Origin of the sequence: Faecalibacterium sp. Marseille-P9590, assembly GCF_017377665.1 — a bacterium.
Classification (GTDB): domain Bacteria; phylum Bacillota; class Clostridia; order Oscillospirales; family Ruminococcaceae; genus Faecalibacterium.
Genome location: NZ_JAFREF010000003.1, coordinates 1 through 19,077, shown reverse-complemented (window position 1 = coordinate 19,077; position 19,077 = coordinate 1). Strand labels below are relative to the sequence as shown.

Genomic DNA, 19,077 nt, shown 5'->3' with positions numbered 1-19,077 from the left:
AAAAAAGGGGCGGAATGCTGTACTTTTGGCACAACGCACAAATCCCGGAGAGATTCACCGGCAATTTGACGAAGCACGAAACGGCGGGGTGTTTCAAACAAGAACACTATAAATTTTCGTAAGCTGCTCTCCGGCTCTTGCACGGCGGAGAAGGCTGTGCTAAGATGATAGCGTAAAATGAGAAGTCTGCGCTGAAATGAAAAACAGATGTGATATTGCAAACGACAAAGGAGAATATAGATGGTAAAAAACGCGTCAGCTGGCGAAAAGGCCGGCTGGTTCAACGGGCGGACGCCGCTGTTTTCCCAGAAAGACCTGCTGCGGCTGGTGGGGCCGCTGCTCATCGAGCAGTTCCTGGCCGTGACGGTGGGCATGGCCGACACCATGATGGTCTCCCGCTGCGGCGAGGCGGCCATCTCGGGCGTCAGCCTCGTGGATATGATAAACAATCTCATCATCGTGCTGTTCGCGGCGCTGGCCACCGGCGGCGCGGTGGTGGTGAGCCAGTATCTGGGCGCGAAGGAGCAGGAAAAGGCAAATGCCAGTGCGGGCCAGCTCATCCTGCTGAGCGCTGTCTTGGGTGCTGTGGTGGCTGCGCTCTGCATCCTTTTCGCCCGACCCATGATAAGCGCCTGCTACGGCTCCATCGACGCGGACGTTCTGGACGCCGGCGTCCTCTACCTTAAAATAACCGCCCTGAGCTACCCCTTCCTCGCGCTGTACAACGCGGGCGCGGCCCTCTTCCGCAGCATGGGCAACTCCAAGATCTCCATGCAGATCAGCGTCCTCATGAACATCATCAACATCGTGGGCAACGCGGTCTGCATCTTCGGCCTGAAAATGGGCGTCGATGGCGTTGCATGGCCCAGTGTCGTCTCCCGTGTCATCGCGGCGGTGCTCATTCTGGGCCGCTGCTACCAGAAAGGCCATGCCCTCACGGTGCCGAAGACCGTTAAGCTCGATACCGGTATGGCCAAGCGCATCCTCGGTATCGGCGTGCCGTCGGCCTTTGAGAACAGTCTGTTCGAGGCAGGCCGCATCGTCGTGGTCAGCATGATCTCCACTTTCGGCACCGTCCAGATCGCCGCCAACGCCGTCGCCAACAACCTCGATGGTGTGGGCTGCATCCCGGGCAAGGCCATCGGCCTTGCCATGATAACCGTCGTGGGCCGCTGCATCGGCGCAGGGGATAACGAGCAGGCTATCTATTATACAAAGAAGCTGCTGGGCTGGGCCTATCTCGTCATGGGTGTGCTGAATGGATTGATCCTGATTTTTGTCCGGCCTCTGGTGGGCATTTACGAGCTTTCGGGCGAGACGATGGAGCTCTCCATCATCCTGGCCTGCATCCACGCGGGCTTTGCAATGCTGCTCTGGCCTCTCTCCTTCGTGCTGCCCAACGCTCTGCGCGCCGCCAACGACGTCAAGTTCACGATGATCGTCTCCATCGCTAGCATGGCCTGCTGGCGTGTGGGCTTCAGCTATATCATCGGTGTGCGGATGGGCATGGGTGCCATCGGCGTCTGGATCGCCATGGTGGTGGACTGGGTCTGCCGCGTGACCTGCTTCGTGACCCGATTCCGCAGCGGCGTCTGGAAAGAAAAATATAAGGCCTGACAACAGAAAGGGACGTTACATGAAACTCATCAGCTGGAACGTGAACGGGCTGCGCGCCTGTCTGACCCACGATTTTGCCGCGAGCTTCGCCGCGCTGGACGCGGACGTGTTCTCGGTGCAGGAGACCAAGATGCAGCCTGGGCAGGCCGACTTCGCCCCCGAGGGCTATACGGAATATACATACTCGGCGGAGAAGAAGGGCTACTCCGGCACAGCCTGCTGGTGCAAGACCGTGCCGCTGAGCGTGACCACCGGCATCGGCATTGAAGAGCACGACCACGAGGGCCGTGTGCTGACGCTGGAATACCCGGAGTTTTACCTCGTCAACTGCTACACCCCCAACAGTCAGGACGGCCTGAAGCGGTTGGACTACCGGATGACATGGGAGGACGCCTTCCGCGCCTACCTGCTGGAGCTGGATGCCAAAAAGCCGGTCATCCTCTGCGGCGATCTGAACGTGGCCCATCAGGAAATTGATATTAAAAATGCCAGGACCAACCGGATGAGCGCCGGTTTTACCGACCAGGAGCGGGCCAAGATGACCGAGCTTCTGGCGGCGGGATTCACCGACAGCTTCCGCGCCATCCATCCGGACGAGGTGAAATACAGCTGGTGGAGCTACCGCTTCCACGCCCGGGAGAAGAACGCGGGCTGGCGCATCGACTATTTCATCGTCTCCAACCGCATTGCGGACAGGATAAAAGCCGCCGAGATACACAACGAGGTGTTTGGCTCCGACCACTGCCCGGTAGAGCTGGACATCGACTTATAAGGAGGGCTCTATGCTCAAAAGCTATCTCATCGTATTCTTTATCTCAATGCTGCCCCTCATCGAGCTGCGCGGCGCCATCCCGGTGGGCATCGGGATGGGCCTGCCCATCCTGCCGACCTATCTGGTCTGTGTGGTGGGTAACATGCTGCCGGTTCCGTTCATCTATCTGTTCGCCCGGAAAGTTCTCATCTGGGGCTACCACAAGCCCATCATCGGCCCCTTTTGCCGTTTCTGCATCGTCAAGGGCGAAAAAGGAGGTCGTGCGCTGGAAGCCAAGGCCGGGCGCGGCCTCGTGGCGGCGCTGCTGCTCTTTGTAGGCATCCCGCTGCCGGGTACCGGCGCATGGACCGGTACGCTGGCTGCGTCCATCCTCGACATGAAGTTCAAAGATGTGCTCATCGCCTGCATGGGCGGCGTGCTGCTGGCTGGGATCATCATGGGTCTGGCAAGCGCAGGTCTTTTGGGAGCGCTGAGCGGTCTGTTTGCGGTGTAAGGCTGGTTTTCCATCGCAAAGTGTGCTAGAATAACAACAGCGTGTCTTGAGTAAAGACAAAGAAAGGACGAATCAAAGATGCAAGAGGCTTTGAACCAGAAGATCGACGCATTTGTTGCGGCGAACAAAGAGCAGATCCTGAAAGACATTGCCACGCTGGTGTCCATCAACAGCGTGGAGGGTGCCCCGGAAGAGGGCGCACCCTACGGCGCAGGCCCCCGTGCCGCGCTGGACAAGACGCTGGAGCTGGCCGCAGGCATGGGCCTTGCGACCCGCAACTGCGAGAACCATATCGGCTACGCCGAGCTGGCCGGTGCCGATGCCGAGAAGTATCTGGCTACCATCTGCCATGTGGACGTGGTGCCGGAGGGCAACGGCTGGACGGAAGACCCCTTCAAGATGGAGATCCGCGACGGGTGGATGATCGGCCGCGGTGTCGCTGACGACAAAGGCCCCATGGTCGCCACCCTGTACGCCCTGAAGTTCCTCAAAGAGGAGGGCGTCTCCCTGCGCTATCCCATCCGCGCCCTCGTCGGCGACAACGAGGAGACTCACATGCACGATGTGGACTACTACCTCGCCAACTACCCGGCCCCTGTGTTCTGCTTTACCCCGGACGCAGAGTTCCCGGTCTGCAACGGCGAGAAGGGCCACTTCGACGGCAAGCTGGTCAGCCCCGTTTGCAACGGCGTCATCAAGGACTTCGTGGGCGGCGTCGCCACCAACGCTGTGCCTGACCGCGCCAGCGCTCTCGTGGCCACCGACATCACCAAGCTGCGCAACGCCCCCAACATCACCCTCGAGCCGGAAGGCGACGGTGTCCGCATCCGCGGCTGGGGCAAGTCCGGCCACGCTGCCATGCCGGAAGGCACTGTCAATGCCATCGGTCTGGTGGTGAACTACCTGCTGGACAATGACCTCTGCAACGACGCCGAACGTGCCTATCTGGAAGCCGTCAAGAAGCTGCACGACTCCACCGCAGGCGTGGGCCTCGGCATCGACTGTGCCGACGGACCCTTCGGCCCGCTGACCATCATCGGCGGCAAGATGTCCATGGTGGATGGCCGGATGGTCCAGACCATGGACAGCCGTTACCCCACCTGCACCGACGGTGACACCATCGCAAAGCAGATCCGTGCCGCCATCGGCACCGGCGCAGAGCTGACGGATGTGGGCAGCGCAAAGCCTTTCTACATCGAGGCTGACACCCCCGCCATCAAGGCCTGCATCGACACCTACAACGAAGTCACCGGCGAGAACGCAACGCCCTTCACCATGGGCGGCGGCACTTACGCCCGCCACTTCCCCTATGCTGTCAGCTTTGGCCCGGAGCACAGCGATATGGTGCTGCCCGAGTTCGGCGGCCCGATGCACGGCGCTAACGAGGCCGCTCCCATCGACAAGCTGCTGGAAGCCCTGAAAATTTATATCATCGCTCTGCTGCGGCTGGAGGAGATCGACTTTTGAGCCGGGTGCGCGTCTTAGTCATTGACGGGCAGGGCGGCGGTCTTGGCCGTCAGCTGACGGCGGCGCTTGCCGCCGGATGCCCGGACATCGAGCTGACCGCCGTAGGAACCAACAGCATCGCGGCTTCGGCCATGCTCAAGGCGGGCGCACACCGCGCCGCCACCGGCGAAAATGCCGTGGTGGTCAACTGCCGCCGGGCGGACATCATCGTCGGCCCCATCGGCATCGTCATCGCCGATTCGCTGCTGGGCGAGATCACCCCGGCCATGGCGGCGGCGGTCTGCCAGAGCAGTGCAGCGCGGGTGCTCATCCCCATCAACCACTGTGATAACATCGTGGTGGGTGTGCCGGACCAGCCCATCGGCCAGCTGGTAGCAGCAGCGGTGGAGAAGGTCAAAGAGTTGATACGATAAAAGAAAAACGGAAGCTCTCCCGAGGGAAAGCTTCCGTTTTTTAATGCTTGCGCTGCCGTGCGGCCACCTGCTGGGCCGTGGGGGGAATATCGCCCTGTGCGGCCTTTTCCAGCTGACCGATGCGGCGGTCGAGGTCGATGAGACGCTGGGCCATGATGTCCGGCAGGTCCTGTTGGTCGAGGTCGTCGGCGGGGTTGATGGCCTTGTTGTTGATGCGCACCACTTCGGCAGGGACGCCGACGGCGGTGCAGTTGGCGGGCAGGTTCTTGAGCACCACGCTGCCCGCGCCGATGCGGGCGTTGTCGCCGATATACACCGGACCCAGCACCTTGGTACCAGCGCCGATAAGGACATTGTTGCCCAGGGTGGGGTGGCGCTTGCCGGTGTCCTTGCCGGTGCCGCCGAGGGTCACGCCGTGGTAGATGGTGCAGTTGTCGCCGATCTCCGCCGTCTCGCCGAAGACGATGCCCATGCCGTGGTCGATGAACAGGCAGCTGCCGATCTTCGCGCCGGGGTGGATCTCGATGCCGGTCTTATGCCGACCCCGCTGGCTGACCCAGCGGGCGAGGAAAAAGTGCTTGTGCTCGAACAGCCAGTGGGCAATGCGGTGATAGACCAGAATGTGAAAGCCCGGGTAAAGCAGTATGACCTCCAGCACGCTGCGCGCTGCGGGGTCCTTGCGCTGGATGTTCCGCGCGTCCTCTAAAAGACCCATAATAGAAAACCTCCATTTTGCCGCCCGCAATGGCGGCCCCTCTCTGATAGACTTTATAATAGCACATCTAAACTTTAATGTACAGTGAAATGGTAGGATATAAGAACGAAAATGAGGATTTTTTTGCACAGGGGCGCTGGCGGCGGGGGAGAAGAGGGACTTTTCGGTAGAGTAGCTAAAATTCGAGGCTTACGGATGCAAACCTTCTCACATGGAAATGAGGTCAAAAGCATTGACACATTTTGCGCTTCTATGCTAAAATATATCGAAAAAGAACGGATAGAAAAGGAGACGGGAGCATGAAGGCCAAGATGATGCGTGCAAAACTGGAAAATCAGTTTGCAGCCGTTTTTGCTGTGGCTCCAGTGTTTCCTTTTTTGATGTGCTGACTTTTCCCTTTGCTGGGAAAAGTTTTTTTTTGCCCTTCTGAGGGCAGACACACCCGGACGATGAAACCAGACGAACACAGACAGGGAGGTAATCTTATGCTGCTCATCAACGCTGTCAACGCCGAGGGCCGGCCTGTGGAGCTGTATGTAAAGGACGGAAAGATCGCCGCCGTCGGTCAGGACCTGGCCGCACTGGCCGGAGAAAACGAAACGGTGCTGGACGCCGGAGGACTGACCGTGCTGCCCGCTTTCGTGGACCTGCACTGCCACTGGCGCACGCCGGGCTTCGAGTACAAAGAGGACATTGAAACGGGAAGCCGCGCCGCAGCCGCAGGCGGCTACACCTTCGTGAACCTGATGCCCAACACAAAGCCTGTCTGCTCTTCGGCAGCACAGGCCGCGATGGTGGAACAGAAGGCCGCTGAGGTGGGCCTGTGCGACGTGAACCAGACCGTCTCCATCACCGAGGATTTCGACGGCAAGACCATCGACCACCTCAAGACCCTGCCCGCTTCGGTCAGGTTCATCACCGAGGACGGCCACGGTGTGCAGGATAACGCCACCATGGCCCGGGCGTTCGCCATCTGCACCCAGCGGGACATCACCGTGATGAGCCACGCCGAGGATATGGAGATCAGCCCCTGGGACTATCGGCTGGCCGAGGACATCGAGACGGTGCGGAACTGCTGGCTGAGCGAGTACTATCAGACCCGCCTGCACATGTGCCACGTCTCCACCCGGGGCGCCATCGAGGCTATCCAGATGGCAAAGCTGCGGGGCGCACCTGTCACCTGCGAGGTGACGCCCCACCATCTCTGGTTCACCAATGACACCTGCGACTACCGCGTCAACCCGCCCATCCGCACCGCCGACGATGTGCAGGCCCTCATCGACGCCATCCGCAGCGGTGTGGTGGACGCCATCGCCACCGACCACGCGCCCCACTCCGAGGAAGACAAGCTCAAGGGCATGGCCGGTATGGTGGGCAGTGAGACGGCTTTCGGCGTCTGCTACACCAAGCTCTGCAAGGAAGAGGGACTTCCCCTCGAGCTGCTGAGCCACCTCATGAGCACCCGCCCGGCGGAAATTCTGGGCCTTGCCAAGGGTCAGCTCGAGCCGGGCTATGACGCCGACTTTGTGCTGGTAGATCTCGACACCCCCTATACCGTGGACAAGAACAAGCTCCACTCCAAGTCCCACAACTGCCCCTTCGACGGTGCGCAGCTCTACGGCAGGGTCTGCGCCACGGTCAAGGGCGGCGAGCTGACCTATCAGGCAGAAGAATAAGCTGCAAATACATTTATATAAAAGAGAGACAAACAGGAGGAACCCCAAATGACGAACATGGATAAGCTTTACGAAGCAGTCGAAGCACGCGGCCCGGTCTGCGTGGGTCTGGACACCGATTTCAGCTACCTGCCCGCAGATTTCGTGGACGGCACCCTCTCCAAGGGCGAGAACATCGTCCGCTTCAACAAGAAGCTCATCGACGCCACCAAGGCCGTCGCGGGCTGCTACAAGGTGCAGATCGCTTACTACGAGTCTCTTGGCCTCGAAGGTCTGAAGGCATATGCCGACACCCTGAAGGCTGTCCGCGAGGCCGGTGTGCCGGTCATCGCCGACATCAAGCGCGGCGACATCGCCAAGACCGCTGAGATGTACGCCATGGGCCACTTCACCGGCGACTTTGAGGCCGACTTTGTCACGCTGGCTCCCTACATGGGTCTGGACTCCATCAGCCCCTATCTGCCCTACGCAGAGAAGCAGGGCAAGGGTATGTTCGTCCTCTGCCGCACCTCCAACGGCGGCGCAAAGGATTTCGAGTATGAGAAGCTGGCCGATGGCCGCCACGTCTACGACCTCGTGGGCGACAAGCTGAACGCCCTCGGCAAGGACTACATGGGTGAGCACGGCTACTCTTCCATCGGTCTGGTCATCGGCGGCACTCACATCGAGGAGGCTACCGAGATCCGTGCAAAGTATCAGGATAGCTTCTTCCTCATCCCCGGCTACGGCGCACAGGGCGGCAAGGCCGAGGACATCGCCCAGTATCTGTCGAAGGGCAACGGCGGCGTGGTCAACTCCAGCCGCGGCATCCTGCTGGCCTACAAGAAGCAGCCGGGTGTAGCCTTCGACGAGGCCGCTTACAACGAGTGTGTGAACATGAAGGAGGCCATTGCCCATGCGTGCAGCCTGCTGTGAGGCCACTGTCCTGCGCCATGAGGTCATCGCGGACGACATCCGCCTGCTGACCGCCCTCTGGCCGGACCGCGAGCATGCCCCCCACGCGGGGCAGTTCTTCACCCTGCGTGCCTGGGGCGCAGATGAAGCTCCCTTCCTGTCCCGGCCCATCAGCGTCCACAAGTGGGATGCCGAGACTCAGACCGTCGAGTTCCTGTACGCCGTCGTGGGCGAGGGGACCCGCAAGCTGACTGCCCTGAAAAAGGGTGACAGTTTCCAGCTCACCGGCCCCATGGGCAACGGCTTCGATGTGGCCGACATCCTGAGCAAGTATCAGAAGATCGCCGTCGTGGGCGGCGGCATCGGCACCGCCCCCATGTACCAGCTCACCCGGGAGCTGGCGGCTGGCGGCGTCAAGCCGGACGTCTTCTTCGGCTTCCGCGATAAGCCCTACTGCATGGAAGAGTACCGCTCCATCGCGGGCATCGTCAAGGTGTCCACCGACACCGGCGCGGTGGGTTTCCACGGTTTCGTCACCCAGCTGTATGACCCGGCGGATTACGATGTGGTGCTGGTGTGCGGCCCCACGGTCATGATGCGGAATGCCGCCCGCCTCTGCGCGGAGAAGGGGACTTCCTGCTTCGTCAGTCTGGAAAAGAAGATGGCCTGCGGCATCGGTGCCTGCCTCGGCTGCACCTGCGAGACCAGGAGCGGCGAGGGCAAGAGCGTGTGCAAGAATGGCCCTGTGTTTGATGCAGCGGAGGTGTTCTGATGGCAGACTTGAAAACGAACCTGCTGGGCTTTACCATGAACAGCCCCATCATCGGGGCCTCCGGCACGGTGGGCTACGGCGTGGAATACGAAGAGCTGGCTGATTTCAGCAAGATCGGCGGCATCTCGGGCAAGGGCCTGACCCTGCACGGCCAGTACGGCAACAAGGGCGAGCGCCTGTGGGAGACGCCCTCGGGCCTCATCAACAGCATCGGCCTGCAAAACCCCGGTGTCCAGCACTTCATTGATGTGGAGCTGGGCGAGATGCTGGAACTCAAGCAGAAGTACGGCACGGTGGCCATTGCCAACCTCGGCGGCCACAGCGAGGAAGAGTATGTCAAGGGCGCAGCCATGCTGAGCGAGAGCGGTGTGGACATCGTGGAGCTGAACATCTCCTGCCCCAACGTCAAGGTGGGCGGCATGGCCTACGGCGTCAAGGCAGAAGCTGCCGGTGAGGTGGTGCGGATGGTCCGCGACGCCTGCAAAAAGCCCCTGATGGTCAAGCTCAGCCCGCAGGCCGAGAACATCCCCGAGATGTGCAAGGCCGTGGAAGCCGCCGGTGCGGACGCCATCAGCCTGACCAACACCTTTCAGGCCTGCGCTATCGATTTGGAGAAGCGCCGCCCGGTGTTCGACAACATCTTTGCCGGCCTGTCCGGCCCGGCGGTGCGCCCCATCGCCCTGCGGATGGTCTGGCAGGCCGTCGGCGCGGTGAACATCCCGGTCGTGGGCCTCGGCGGCATCGCCACCGGTAAGGACGCACTGGAATTCATCATGGCCGGTGCCACGGCGGTGCAGGTGGGTGCAGCAAACTTCGCCAACCCCCGCGCCATGGAGACCATCGCCGAAGAAATGGCGGCCTGGATGGACGCCCACGGCGTCAAGACGCTGGACGAGATCCGCGGCTGCGCACGCTGAGCGAATAAAACAGAGATTAAACGTATATGACTTGCAAATATTCATTAATTCTTAAAATTTATGAATAAATTTGCGTTTTGACAAAATGCGTGGTACAATACCGCATGAACGAAAACAACAGAGTATAGAGAGGGAAAAATACCATGAGTGAAGCACTTGAAATTCTGAAGAGCTGTGACGCATTTCTGGAAGGCCACTTCCTGCTGTCTTCTGGCCGCCATTCCAGCGCATACTGCCAGATGGCATATCTGCAGCAGTACCCCGACCGCTGTGCCGAGGTCATGAAGGCTGTGGCCGATAAGATCAAGGAGATGGACGTGGATGTCATCGTCGGACCTGCCATGGGCGGCATCGTCTACGCCTACGAGCTGGCCCGCCAGACCGGCAAGCGCGCTATCTTCACCGAGCGCGTGGACAACGTGATGACCCTGAAGCGCTTCGCCATCCATCCGGGTGAGAAGTGCCTCATTGCTGAGGACGTCGTGACCACCGGCATCTCCTCTCTGGAGACCAAGCGTGTCATCGAAGAGGCCGGCGGCGTCTGCATGGGCATCACCTGCGTGGTGGACCGCACCAAGCCCGAGGCTCCGTCTCCCATCCCCATCGTGGCCAGCGCTCTCAAGCTGGACCTGCCCAACTACGCCCCCGAGGAGTGCCCCATCTGCAAGGAGGGCAAGCTGCCTCTGGTGCATCTGGGCAGCCGCAAGATGAAGCAGGAAGCCAAGCAGACCCTGTAAACGCGCAGGCGTGTTGAAGCGAGGAGTATCTAATGAACGCATATCTTCTTTTGGCAAATGGCATGGTCTTTGCCGGCCAGTCGGTGGGCGCTGAGGGCGTCACCGTGGGCGAGGTCGTCTTTGCCACCGGCATGGTGGGCTTTCAGGAGACGCTGACCGACCCCAGCTACTACGGCCAGATCATCACCCAGACCTACCCCCTCATCGGCAACTACGGCATGAATAAGGACGACATGGAGTCGGATAAGATCTGGGCCAAGGGTTATATCGTCCGCGAGGCCTGCCAGACCCCGTCCAACTGGCGCTGTGAGGAGACGCTGGACAGCTTTCTGAAGAAAAACAATACCATCGGCATCGAGGGCATCGACACCCGCCACCTCACCCGCATCATCCGGGAGAGCGGCGTCATGAACGGTGCAATCCTGACCACCTTCGACCCCGCTGACCCGGCCAACAAAGCCGAGACGGATAAGCTGCTGGAAGAGATCCGCGCTTACGCCGTCACCGACGCCGTGAAGAGCGTCACCTGTGCAGAACCCGAGGTCTACAACGAGAAGGGTGAGACCCATATCGTACTGATGCACTACGGCTGCAAGCGGAATATCATCCGCTGCCTCGTCAAGCGCGGCTGCAAGGTGACGGTCATGCCCGCCTTTGCCACCGCTGAGGAAGTTGCTGCCCTGGACCCGGACGGCATCATGCTCTCCAACGGCCCCGGCGACCCCGCCGAGCCGGTGGAGGTCATCGAGAACCTCAAGCACATCTTTGAGCTGAATATCCCCACCTTCGGCATCTGCCTCGGCCACCAGCTCTCCGCTCTGGCCGCCGGTGCCAAGACCATGAAGCTCAAGTACGGCCACCGCGGCGCCAATCAGCCCGTCACCGACTTCGAGTCGGGCCGCACCTTCATCACCAGCCAGAACCACGGCTATGCAGTCGTGGGCGATGAGCTGCCCGCCGAGATGGGTGAGGTGGCCCAGGTGAACGCCAACGACGGCACCTGCGAGGGCATCAAGTACAAGAAGTGGAACTGCTTCACCGTCCAGTTCCACCCCGAAGCCAACGGCGGCCCCAAGGACACCGAGTTCCTGTTCGACCGCTTCCTGAACAACGTCAAAGCAGCAAAGAAGGAGGCACGCTGAAATGCCTAAGGACCCCAGAATCAAAAAAGTGCTGGTCATCGGCTCCGGCCCCATCATCATCGGTCAGGCTGCTGAATTTGACTACTCCGGTACCCAGGCGTGCCGCGCCCTGAAAGCAGAGGGCATCGAGACCGTTCTGCTCAACTCCAACCCCGCTACCATCATGACCGACCCCGACGTGGCCGACCATGTTTATATCGAGCCCATGACCCTCGAGGTCGTGGAGCGCATCCTCGACATCGAGAAGCCCGACTCCGTGCTGCCCAACCTCGGCGGCCAGATGGGCCTGAACCTCTCCATGGAGCTGGCCCGCTCCGGCTACCTCGACCGTACCGGCATCCGTCTGCTGGCCTGCAAGCCCGAGACCATCGACCGCGCCGAGGACCGCGAGCTGTTCAAGGAGACGATGGAAAAGCTGCATCAGCCCATCATCCCCTCTGAGGTCGTGGAGACGCTGGAAGACGCTCTGGCCTGCGCCGACCGCATCGGCTACCCGGTCATCGTCCGCCCCGCCTTCACCATGGGCGGCACCGGCGGCGGCATCTGCGAGAACAAGGCAAAGCTCATTGAGATCGGCACCAACGGCCTCCGTCTTTCCCCCATCCATCAGATCCTGGTGGAAAAGTGCATTGCGGGCTGGAAAGAGATCGAGTACGAGGTCATGCGCGACCACAAGGGCAACGTCATCACCGTCTGCAACATGGAGAACCTTGACCCTGTCGGCATCCACACCGGTGACTCCGTGGTCGTGGCACCCTCCCAGACCCTGACCGATCACGAGTACCAGATGCTGCGTACCGCTGCGCTGGACATTATCACCGAGCTGGGCATTGAGGGCGGCTGCAACTGCCAGTTTGCCCTGAAGCCCGACAGCTTTGACTACGCGGTCATCGAGGTCAACCCCCGTGTGTCCCGTTCTTCTGCTCTGGCTTCCAAGGCCACCGGCTACCCCATCGCCAAGGTGGCGACCAAAATCGCCATCGGCTACACTCTGGATGAGATCACCAACGACGTCACCGGCAAGACCTGCGCCTGCTTCGAGCCTGCGCTGGACTACATCGTGGTCAAGTACCCGAAGTGGCCCTTTGATAAGTTCGTCTACGCCGACAAGTCTCTGGGTACCCAGATGATGGCCACCGGTGAGGTCATGAGCATCGGCAACAGCTTTGAGGCTGCCATGATGAAGGCCGTCTCTTCCATCGAGCTGGGCATGGACACCCTGACCCACAAGCCCTTCGAGGAGCTGAGCGACGACGAGATCGTGGACCACATGCATGTGCAGGATGCCGAGCGCGTCTTCTGCGTCTATGAGGCCCTCAAGCGCGGCATCGACCACGAGACCATTTACCGCATCACCAAGATCGACTGGTGGTTCCTCGACAAGATGCAGCATCTGGCAGACCTCGAAAAGGGTCTGGCCAAGTGCGAGGGCGTTCTGAGCGAGGCCCAGTATAAGGAAGCCAAGAAGTACGGCTTCCAGGATAAGACCATCAAGCGTCTGGCCAAGGTGGACAAGCTCCCCGTGGAGAACTACCGCGCCGGCTTTAAGATGGTCGATACCTGTGCCGCTGAGTTTTCGGCCAACACCCCTTACTTCTACTCCACCTACGACGGCGACAACGAAGCCGCCGAGTTCATCGCGGAGAAGGAGGCCAAGGCCGCCGAGAAGGGCGAGCCCAAGAAAAAGAAAGTCCTCGTCTTCGGTTCCGGCCCCATCCGCATCGGTCAGGGCATCGAGTTCGACTACTGCTCTGTCCACTGCGTCTGGACCCTCAAGAAGCACGGCTGTGAGGCTATCCTCGTCAACAACAACCCCGAGACGGTCTCCACTGACTTCGACACCGGCGACCGCTTGTATTTCGACCCGCTGAACCCCGAGAGCGTGGACAACATCATCGCGACCGAGAAGCCCGACGCCTGCGTTGTTCAGTTTGGCGGTCAGACTGCCATCAAGCTGGCAAAGCATATGGACGAGATCGGTCTGCCCATCCTCGGCACCCCGGCGGATGCCATCGACGAGGCCGAAGACCGTGAGCGCTTCGATGAGCTGCTGGAGCGCTGCAACATCCCCCGCGCACCCGGCCGCACTGTCTTCAATCTGGAAGAGGCTCTGGCCGCAGCCGACGAGATCGGCCTGCCTGTTCTGATGCGTCCTTCCTACGTCCTCGGCGGTCAGAACATGATCGTGGCTTACACGAAGGCCGACGTTATCGAGTACATGGGCGTCATCACCGAGCACGTCGATATGGACCACCCCGTCCTGCTGGATAAGTACATCATGGGTACCGAGTGCGAGGTGGACGCCATCTGCGACGGCGAGAACTACCTCATCCCCGGCATCATGGAGCAGGTGGAGCGCACCGGCGTCCACTCCGGCGACTCCATCTGCGTCTACCCGGCCCAGCACCTGACTCAGGCCGAGATCGACACCATGGTGGACTATACCGGCCGCTTTGCCCGTGAGCTCCACGTCACCGGTCTGGTCAACGTCCAGTATGCGGTCTCCAACGGCAAAGTGTACGTCATCGAGGTCAACCCCCGTTCCTCCCGTACCGTGCCGTATATCTCCAAGGTCACCGGCGTCCCGATGGTCGATCTGGCCGTCCGCTGCTGCCTCGGCGAGAAGCTCACCGATATGGGCTACGGCACCGGTCTGCACCCCAACGCCCCCTATGTGGCCGTCAAGGTGCCTGTCTTCAGCTTCGAGAAGCTCCACGGCGTCGATACCCAGTTCGGCCCTGAGATGAAGTCTACCGGCGAGGTGCTGGGCATTGCTCCCAACTTCCACGACGCCCTGCTCAAGGGCCTTATCGGCGCGGGCTACACCTTCAAGACCCCCGGCCCGGCTTCCTGCTGCATCTTCACCGTGAAGGACAGCGACAAGCCTGAGTTCGTGGACATCGCCTGGAAGCTCAAGAACATGGGCTATAAGCTCTACGGCACCTCCGGCACATGTGCATGGCTCAACAAGCACATGGTCCCCTGCAACGAGGTGCGGAATATGTCCGGTGAAGCGCCGAATATCGTGGACCTGCTGCAGAGCGGTCTGGTGGACTATGTCTTCTCCACTAGTGCCAAGGGCCGCGACCCCAAACGCGATTCCGTCCGCCTGCGCCGCAAGGCCGTGGAGCTCAGCATCCCCTGCATCACCGCCGTGGATACCGCCAACGCTCTGGTCAACTGCCTGCGCAGCGACCACAGCATGAAGGACATCCCGCTGGTGGATATTGCAACGCTGTATCATAAAAAATAATCCCGCCCCATTACTTCGTGCGCAAAAATATACCGTTTGTGCGCAGCCCCTCGTAATGAGGGGCTGCATTTGTTATACTCAACAACGCAAAATTTGCCAAAAGACGTTACTTTTGGACGTTCCAGGAGGATATAGATACATGACTCGTTCCCAGATGATCGAAACCGTGGCACGCAAGACCGGCTTTACCGAAGCTCAGGTCGAGACCACGATGGATGCACTGTTTGACCAGATCGCCGATTGCCTGCGTGCCGACGAAAAGGTCACCATCGCTGGCTTTGGCCGCTTTGAGATGCGTCCCCGCAAGCCGAAGGCTTACACCAATCCCAAGACCAAGGTCTCCAGCCGTCTGGAGTCTACCTCTATCCCCGGCTTCAAGGCCAGTGGTCGTTTCAAGCAGAAGCTTGAGTCTGGCCGTGCTGCCAAGAGCGTCGAAGAGACTGCCTGATAGGACCTGAACCAAAAGCGCCGCATCCTTGACCCGGGATGCGGCGCTTTTTTGCTGACAGAATGCGATTTTCATGGTATACTGGGCATATCACAACGAAAAGCGGCCCTCAGAGGGCATTGCGCGGAAGAGAAAAGAAAAAGAACGGAGTAGAGGAATCCATGCTTTACAGCGAATTACAGTGCAGCGAGGCCATCCATAAGGCCGTAGAGCGGATGGGCTTTGCGGAAATGACCGAGGTGCAGGAAAAGACTATCCCCGTCATGCTGGCCGGGCGTGACGTCATCGCCAAGGCCCCTACCGGCACTGGCAAGACCTGCGCTTTCGGCATCCCGGTGGCCGAGCACATCGACCCGGCTCTCAAGGCCCCGCAGGCCGTTATTCTGGCCCCCACCCGTGAGCTGGCCCAGCAGATCGCTGAAGAACTCACCGGGCTGACCTATTTTATGCCGGAAGTGCAGGTAGTCTGCGTTTACGGCGGTGCGAATATGGAAAAGCAGGCCAAGCGCCTCGCCGAGGGCTGTCAGATCGTGGTGGCGACCCCAGGCCGCCTCATGGACCACTACAAGCACCACAATATCGACCTCGACCATGTGACACAGGTGGTCCTCGACGAGGCTGACGAGATGCTGAATATGGGCTTCTATAAGGACGTGAAGCATATCATCGGCCTGATGAAGGCCCGCAAGTCCCTCTCGATGTTCTCGGCCACCATCAGCCGCGAGGTGATGGACATCGGCTGGATGTATCAGAAGGACGCCGAGGAGATCACTGTCCAGCCCAAAGAGGAGAGCCAGCCCAAGATCACCCAGTATATGCTGGAGACCTCCGGACGCAACAAACTGTCCGATCTGGCCCAGATCATCATTGGGGAGGGCTACAAGCGGGTCATGGTCTTCTGCGATACTAAATTCAATACGGCGGCTCTGGCGAACCAGCTGGCCCGTCTGGGCTTCTCTGTGGACTGCCTCCACGGCGACCTCTCCCAGAATGAGCGCAACCGCATCATGCAGAATTTCCGTGACGGCAAGCTGAATGTGCTGGTAGCCACCGATGTGGCGGCCCGCGGCATCGACGTCTCAGATGTGGATGCTGTCATCAATTACGATGTCCCCGGCGACAATGAGCATTACACTCACCGCATCGGCCGCACAGGCCGCGCAAAGAAGGAGGGCGTGAGCTATCTGTTCTATGTGCCGGAGGAGAAGAAGCGGGTGCAGGAGCTGCTGCGCCTGACCCGCAACACCGACCTGTGCACCCCGGTGCACTTCGACTTCAACCATGAGCACATCGTGGTGGAGGAAAAGAAGGACAACGCCGACCGGTTCCAGATCAAGTGCTATTTTTAAAGGAAGGAGCTGCTGTACAATTTTGTGTGGCGGCTCTTTTTGCAAAAAGGCTTGACCTTCCCCTTTGTGGAAGGTGTAGAATACTCCCGTAAGGAGGGGGGCGTGACCCATGAAGATCAACGAAGTGGAAGCCGCCGTCGGCGTGACCAAAAAGAACATCCGCTTTTACGAGGAGGAGGGGCTCATCAGTCCCAGTCGGGAGCCGGGCAACGGCTACCGCAGCTACTCGCAGGCGGATGTGGAGCGTCTGCGCCGCATCAAGCTGCTGCGCAAGCTGGACGTGCCGCTGGCAGAGATCCGGGAGATGCTGGAAGGGCAGCGCACGCTGGCCGAGGGTATGAGTCAGCAGCTGGAACGTCTGCGCAGCCGCCGCGCCGACTTGGAGGAGGCAATCGGTTTCTGCACGCTGCTGCAACAGGAGAACGGCCCTCTGGAACAACTGGATGTGGAGCAGACGCTTGCGCGCTTGACCGCACGGGAAGAACAGGGAGTGACCTTTGTGAACATTGAACGTACAGACCAAAAGACCCGCCGCATCCGGGGCGCCTGCATTGGTGCTACCCTTTTTGTGGCCATGATGGCCTTTGTAATGGCCACCATGGGCTGGGCGGTTTACACCGACCCGCAGGATGCTCCACCGCTGCCGCTGCTGGTGGTGATGTTCGGCATTCCGGCGGGCTGCATCGTGGGCACCCTGAAGGTGCTGCTGGATCGAATCGAAGAGATCGGAAAGGGAGAAGAAGATGCTTATCGTAACTATTAACGAGATCCCGGGCAAAAAGCTGGAGGCACTGGGCGTGGTGCGTGGCAGCACAGTGCAGAGCCGCAACCTTGGCCACGACATGATGGCCGGCTTCCGCACCCTTGTGGGCGGCGAGGTGACCGACTACGCCGATATGCTCACCGAGGCCCGGCAGATCGCCACCGGCCGTATGGTCAAGGACGCCGAAGCTCTGGGCGCGGATGCCATTGTCGGGATGCGATACGCTTCGGCCAGCGTCATGCAGGGCGCGGCAGAGGTCATTGCTTACGGAACGGCGGTGAAGTTTGTATGACGGCAAAAGAAAAACAGGGCTTCGGCCTTTACTTCCTGTTTGCATTTGGGCTGGCATGGCTGTGCCAGATCGGCGGGTGCATGGCACTGCTGCGGGATGGCAATGCTACAATTTATCAGGCATTGTTGGTCGTATGTATGCTCTGTCCGCTGGCGGCGACTTTGCTGGTGCAGAAGGTCTGGCTCCGCCAGCCCACAGGCATCGGCTGGAAGGTGCAGGGCAAGCGATGGTTCTGGCTGGCGGCATGGTTCGGCCCGGCGGTGCTCACCCTGCTGGGCGCGGTGCTGTATTTTGCGGTGTTCCCCTCCCGGCTGGACTTTTCCGGCAGCTGGCTGGTAGCCGCCTACGGCGGCGAGATGGACGCCCAGACCCTGCGCAGCCAGCTGGGGGTCTCCACCCTCAGTTATCTGCTGCAAAACGGGCTGGTTGCGGTGCTTCTTGCCCCAGCCATCAATATGTTCCCCGCGCTGGGCGAGGAGGTCGGCTGGCGCGGCTACATGATGCCCCGCCTGAAGGAGAGGTTCGGTCTGCTGAATGGCCGCCTGCTGGGCGGCGTTGTGTGGGGCATCTGGCATTGGCCGCTGATGCTGCTGGTGGGCTACGAATACGGCACCAATTACTTGGGCGCACCCCTGCTGGGTCTGGTGGTGTGGTGCGTGGTCTGCTTTGCCCTGAACACCCTGTTGGATATTCTCTATGAAAAAACGGAGAGCATCTGGGTGCCTGCCATTGCGCATGGAGCGTTCAATGCCATTGCAGCACTGCCGCAGGTGCTGGTCACCCCTGCAGATGCCTATTATAATGTACTGGGACCCATGCCCATTGGCCTGATTGCCGCGCTGCCGATGTTGGCAGCAGCGGTCTGGCTGACCCTGCGGGAGATGAAACAGGAAGAAAAGAACTGAATCCCAAGGCAACAGCCGCTGCACTTTTTGTGCGGCGGCTGTTTTTGCGCAGAAATGGTGGAAGAAAGGTCAAAACATCCCCTGAAACTGAGCGAAAAACTGGCTGATGTATACAAAGTGCAAAAAAAGGCGAAAAAAATGTAAAAAAGGCTTGCAAAGTGGCCCGGCATATGGTATTATACTTGAGCGCCAAGCGCTGAGACAAAAGAATGACTTCTGAGTCTCAGCTGGAAGTAAAGCGAAAAGAACCAATAGACGTCCGAAAGTTCCGGTCAGCGCCGAGAAACAGAGAACGCTCCAAGTTCGATAAGAAACGAAAAACTTCGAAAAAAGAGCTTGACAAAAAATCACTTCTGTGATAAAATAATCAAGTCGTCAGCCGCAAGGCTGAGGCGCTACAGGACCTTGAAAATTGAACAATATCGAAAAACTTGTAACGGAACCTATTTTCG

General features: G+C 59.9%; 18 protein-coding genes. 17 read left to right on the top strand and 1 reads right to left on the bottom strand.

What is annotated here, in order from left to right; translation table 11 throughout:
• The first annotated feature begins 240 nt into the window (after positions 1-240).
• The 5 genes from J3349_RS04980 (at position 241) to J3349_RS04960 (ending at position 4,762) form a co-directional block, all read left to right on the top strand.
• Complete coding sequence (locus J3349_RS04980; RefSeq protein WP_207676657.1) at positions 241-1,617, top strand: MATE family efflux transporter; 1,377 nt, start codon at positions 241-243, stop codon at positions 1,615-1,617.
• Positions 1,618-1,636: 19 nt separating this feature from the next.
• Positions 1,637-2,389 (top strand): exodeoxyribonuclease III, encoded by a 753-nt coding sequence (locus J3349_RS04975; RefSeq protein WP_207676656.1) that lies wholly within the window; start codon positions 1,637-1,639, stop codon positions 2,387-2,389.
• Between the two features lie 10 nt (positions 2,390-2,399).
• Positions 2,400-2,882 (top strand): small multi-drug export protein, encoded by a 483-nt coding sequence (locus J3349_RS04970; protein ID WP_158389374.1) that lies wholly within the window; start codon positions 2,400-2,402, stop codon positions 2,880-2,882.
• Positions 2,883-2,960: 78 nt separating this feature from the next.
• Complete coding sequence (locus tag J3349_RS04965) at positions 2,961-4,349, top strand: Sapep family Mn(2+)-dependent dipeptidase (protein ID WP_158401986.1); 1,389 nt, start codon at positions 2,961-2,963, stop codon at positions 4,347-4,349.
• Positions 4,350-4,354: 5 nt separating this feature from the next.
• Entirely contained in the window at positions 4,355-4,762 is a 408-nt protein-coding gene (locus tag J3349_RS04960) for a DUF3842 family protein (RefSeq protein WP_207676795.1), read from the top strand.
• Positions 4,763-4,802: 40 nt separating this feature from the next.
• On the opposite strand, the gene epsC is transcribed toward J3349_RS04960, so the two are convergent.
• Positions 4,803-5,477, bottom strand: coding sequence for a serine O-acetyltransferase EpsC (epsC, locus tag J3349_RS04955; RefSeq protein ID WP_158395173.1), 675 nt, complete (start codon positions 5,475-5,477; stop codon positions 4,803-4,805).
• A 485-nt stretch (positions 5,478-5,962) separates the two neighbouring features.
• On the opposite strand from epsC, the gene J3349_RS04950 reads away from it, so the two are divergent.
• The 12 genes from J3349_RS04950 (at position 5,963) to J3349_RS04895 (ending at position 18,625) form a co-directional block, all read left to right on the top strand.
• On the top strand, positions 5,963-7,153 hold the full coding sequence (locus tag J3349_RS04950) for a dihydroorotase (protein WP_207676655.1): 1,191 nt from the start codon (positions 5,963-5,965) through the stop codon (positions 7,151-7,153).
• A gap of 48 nt (positions 7,154-7,201) precedes the next feature.
• Positions 7,202-8,068: an orotidine-5'-phosphate decarboxylase gene (pyrF, locus tag J3349_RS04945; RefSeq protein ID WP_207676654.1), complete on the top strand. Its 867-nt coding sequence runs from the start codon at positions 7,202-7,204 to the stop codon at positions 8,066-8,068.
• Complete coding sequence (locus J3349_RS04940) at positions 8,049-8,819, top strand: dihydroorotate dehydrogenase electron transfer subunit (protein ID WP_207676653.1); 771 nt, start codon at positions 8,049-8,051, stop codon at positions 8,817-8,819. Before pyrF ends, J3349_RS04940 begins: the two co-directional genes overlap by 20 nt.
• Positions 8,819-9,736, top strand: a complete 918-nt coding sequence (locus J3349_RS04935) for a dihydroorotate dehydrogenase (RefSeq protein ID WP_207676652.1) — start codon at positions 8,819-8,821, stop codon at positions 9,734-9,736. Before J3349_RS04940 ends, J3349_RS04935 begins: the two co-directional genes overlap by 1 nt.
• A 143-nt stretch (positions 9,737-9,879) precedes the next feature.
• A complete protein-coding gene (gene pyrE / locus J3349_RS04930; protein ID WP_158395170.1) occupies positions 9,880-10,473 on the top strand; it encodes an orotate phosphoribosyltransferase in 594 nt (197 codons plus the stop codon).
• A gap of 32 nt (positions 10,474-10,505) precedes the next feature.
• Entirely contained in the window at positions 10,506-11,615 is a 1,110-nt protein-coding gene (locus tag J3349_RS04925; protein WP_149795202.1) for a carbamoyl phosphate synthase small subunit, read from the top strand.
• 1 nt (position 11,616) lies between these two features.
• Positions 11,617-14,868 carry a carbamoyl-phosphate synthase large subunit gene (gene carB / locus J3349_RS04920; RefSeq protein WP_207676651.1) on the top strand — a complete coding sequence of 1,084 codons (3,252 nt, stop codon included), beginning with the start codon at positions 11,617-11,619 and terminating at the stop codon, positions 14,866-14,868.
• Between the two features lie 139 nt (positions 14,869-15,007).
• On the top strand, positions 15,008-15,316 hold the full coding sequence (locus J3349_RS04915) for an HU family DNA-binding protein (protein ID WP_015564687.1): 309 nt from the start codon (positions 15,008-15,010) through the stop codon (positions 15,314-15,316).
• 161 nt (positions 15,317-15,477) lie between these two features.
• The gene (locus J3349_RS04910; RefSeq protein ID WP_158395167.1) at positions 15,478-16,665 is read left to right on the top strand and encodes a DEAD/DEAH box helicase; all 1,188 of its coding nucleotides are present in this window, start codon (positions 15,478-15,480) and stop codon (positions 16,663-16,665) included.
• Between the two features lie 109 nt (positions 16,666-16,774).
• Positions 16,775-17,428 (top strand): MerR family transcriptional regulator, encoded by a 654-nt coding sequence (locus tag J3349_RS04905; RefSeq protein WP_207676650.1) that lies wholly within the window; start codon positions 16,775-16,777, stop codon positions 17,426-17,428.
• The gene (locus J3349_RS04900; RefSeq protein WP_158395165.1) at positions 17,409-17,720 is read left to right on the top strand and encodes a heavy metal-binding domain-containing protein; all 312 of its coding nucleotides are present in this window, start codon (positions 17,409-17,411) and stop codon (positions 17,718-17,720) included. The genes J3349_RS04905 and J3349_RS04900 overlap by 20 nt, the downstream gene beginning before the upstream one ends.
• Positions 17,717-18,625 carry a CPBP family intramembrane glutamic endopeptidase gene (locus tag J3349_RS04895; protein WP_207676649.1) on the top strand — a complete coding sequence of 303 codons (909 nt, stop codon included), beginning with the start codon at positions 17,717-17,719 and terminating at the stop codon, positions 18,623-18,625. The genes J3349_RS04900 and J3349_RS04895 overlap by 4 nt, the downstream gene beginning before the upstream one ends.
• Positions 18,626-19,077: the final 452 nt, after the last annotated feature.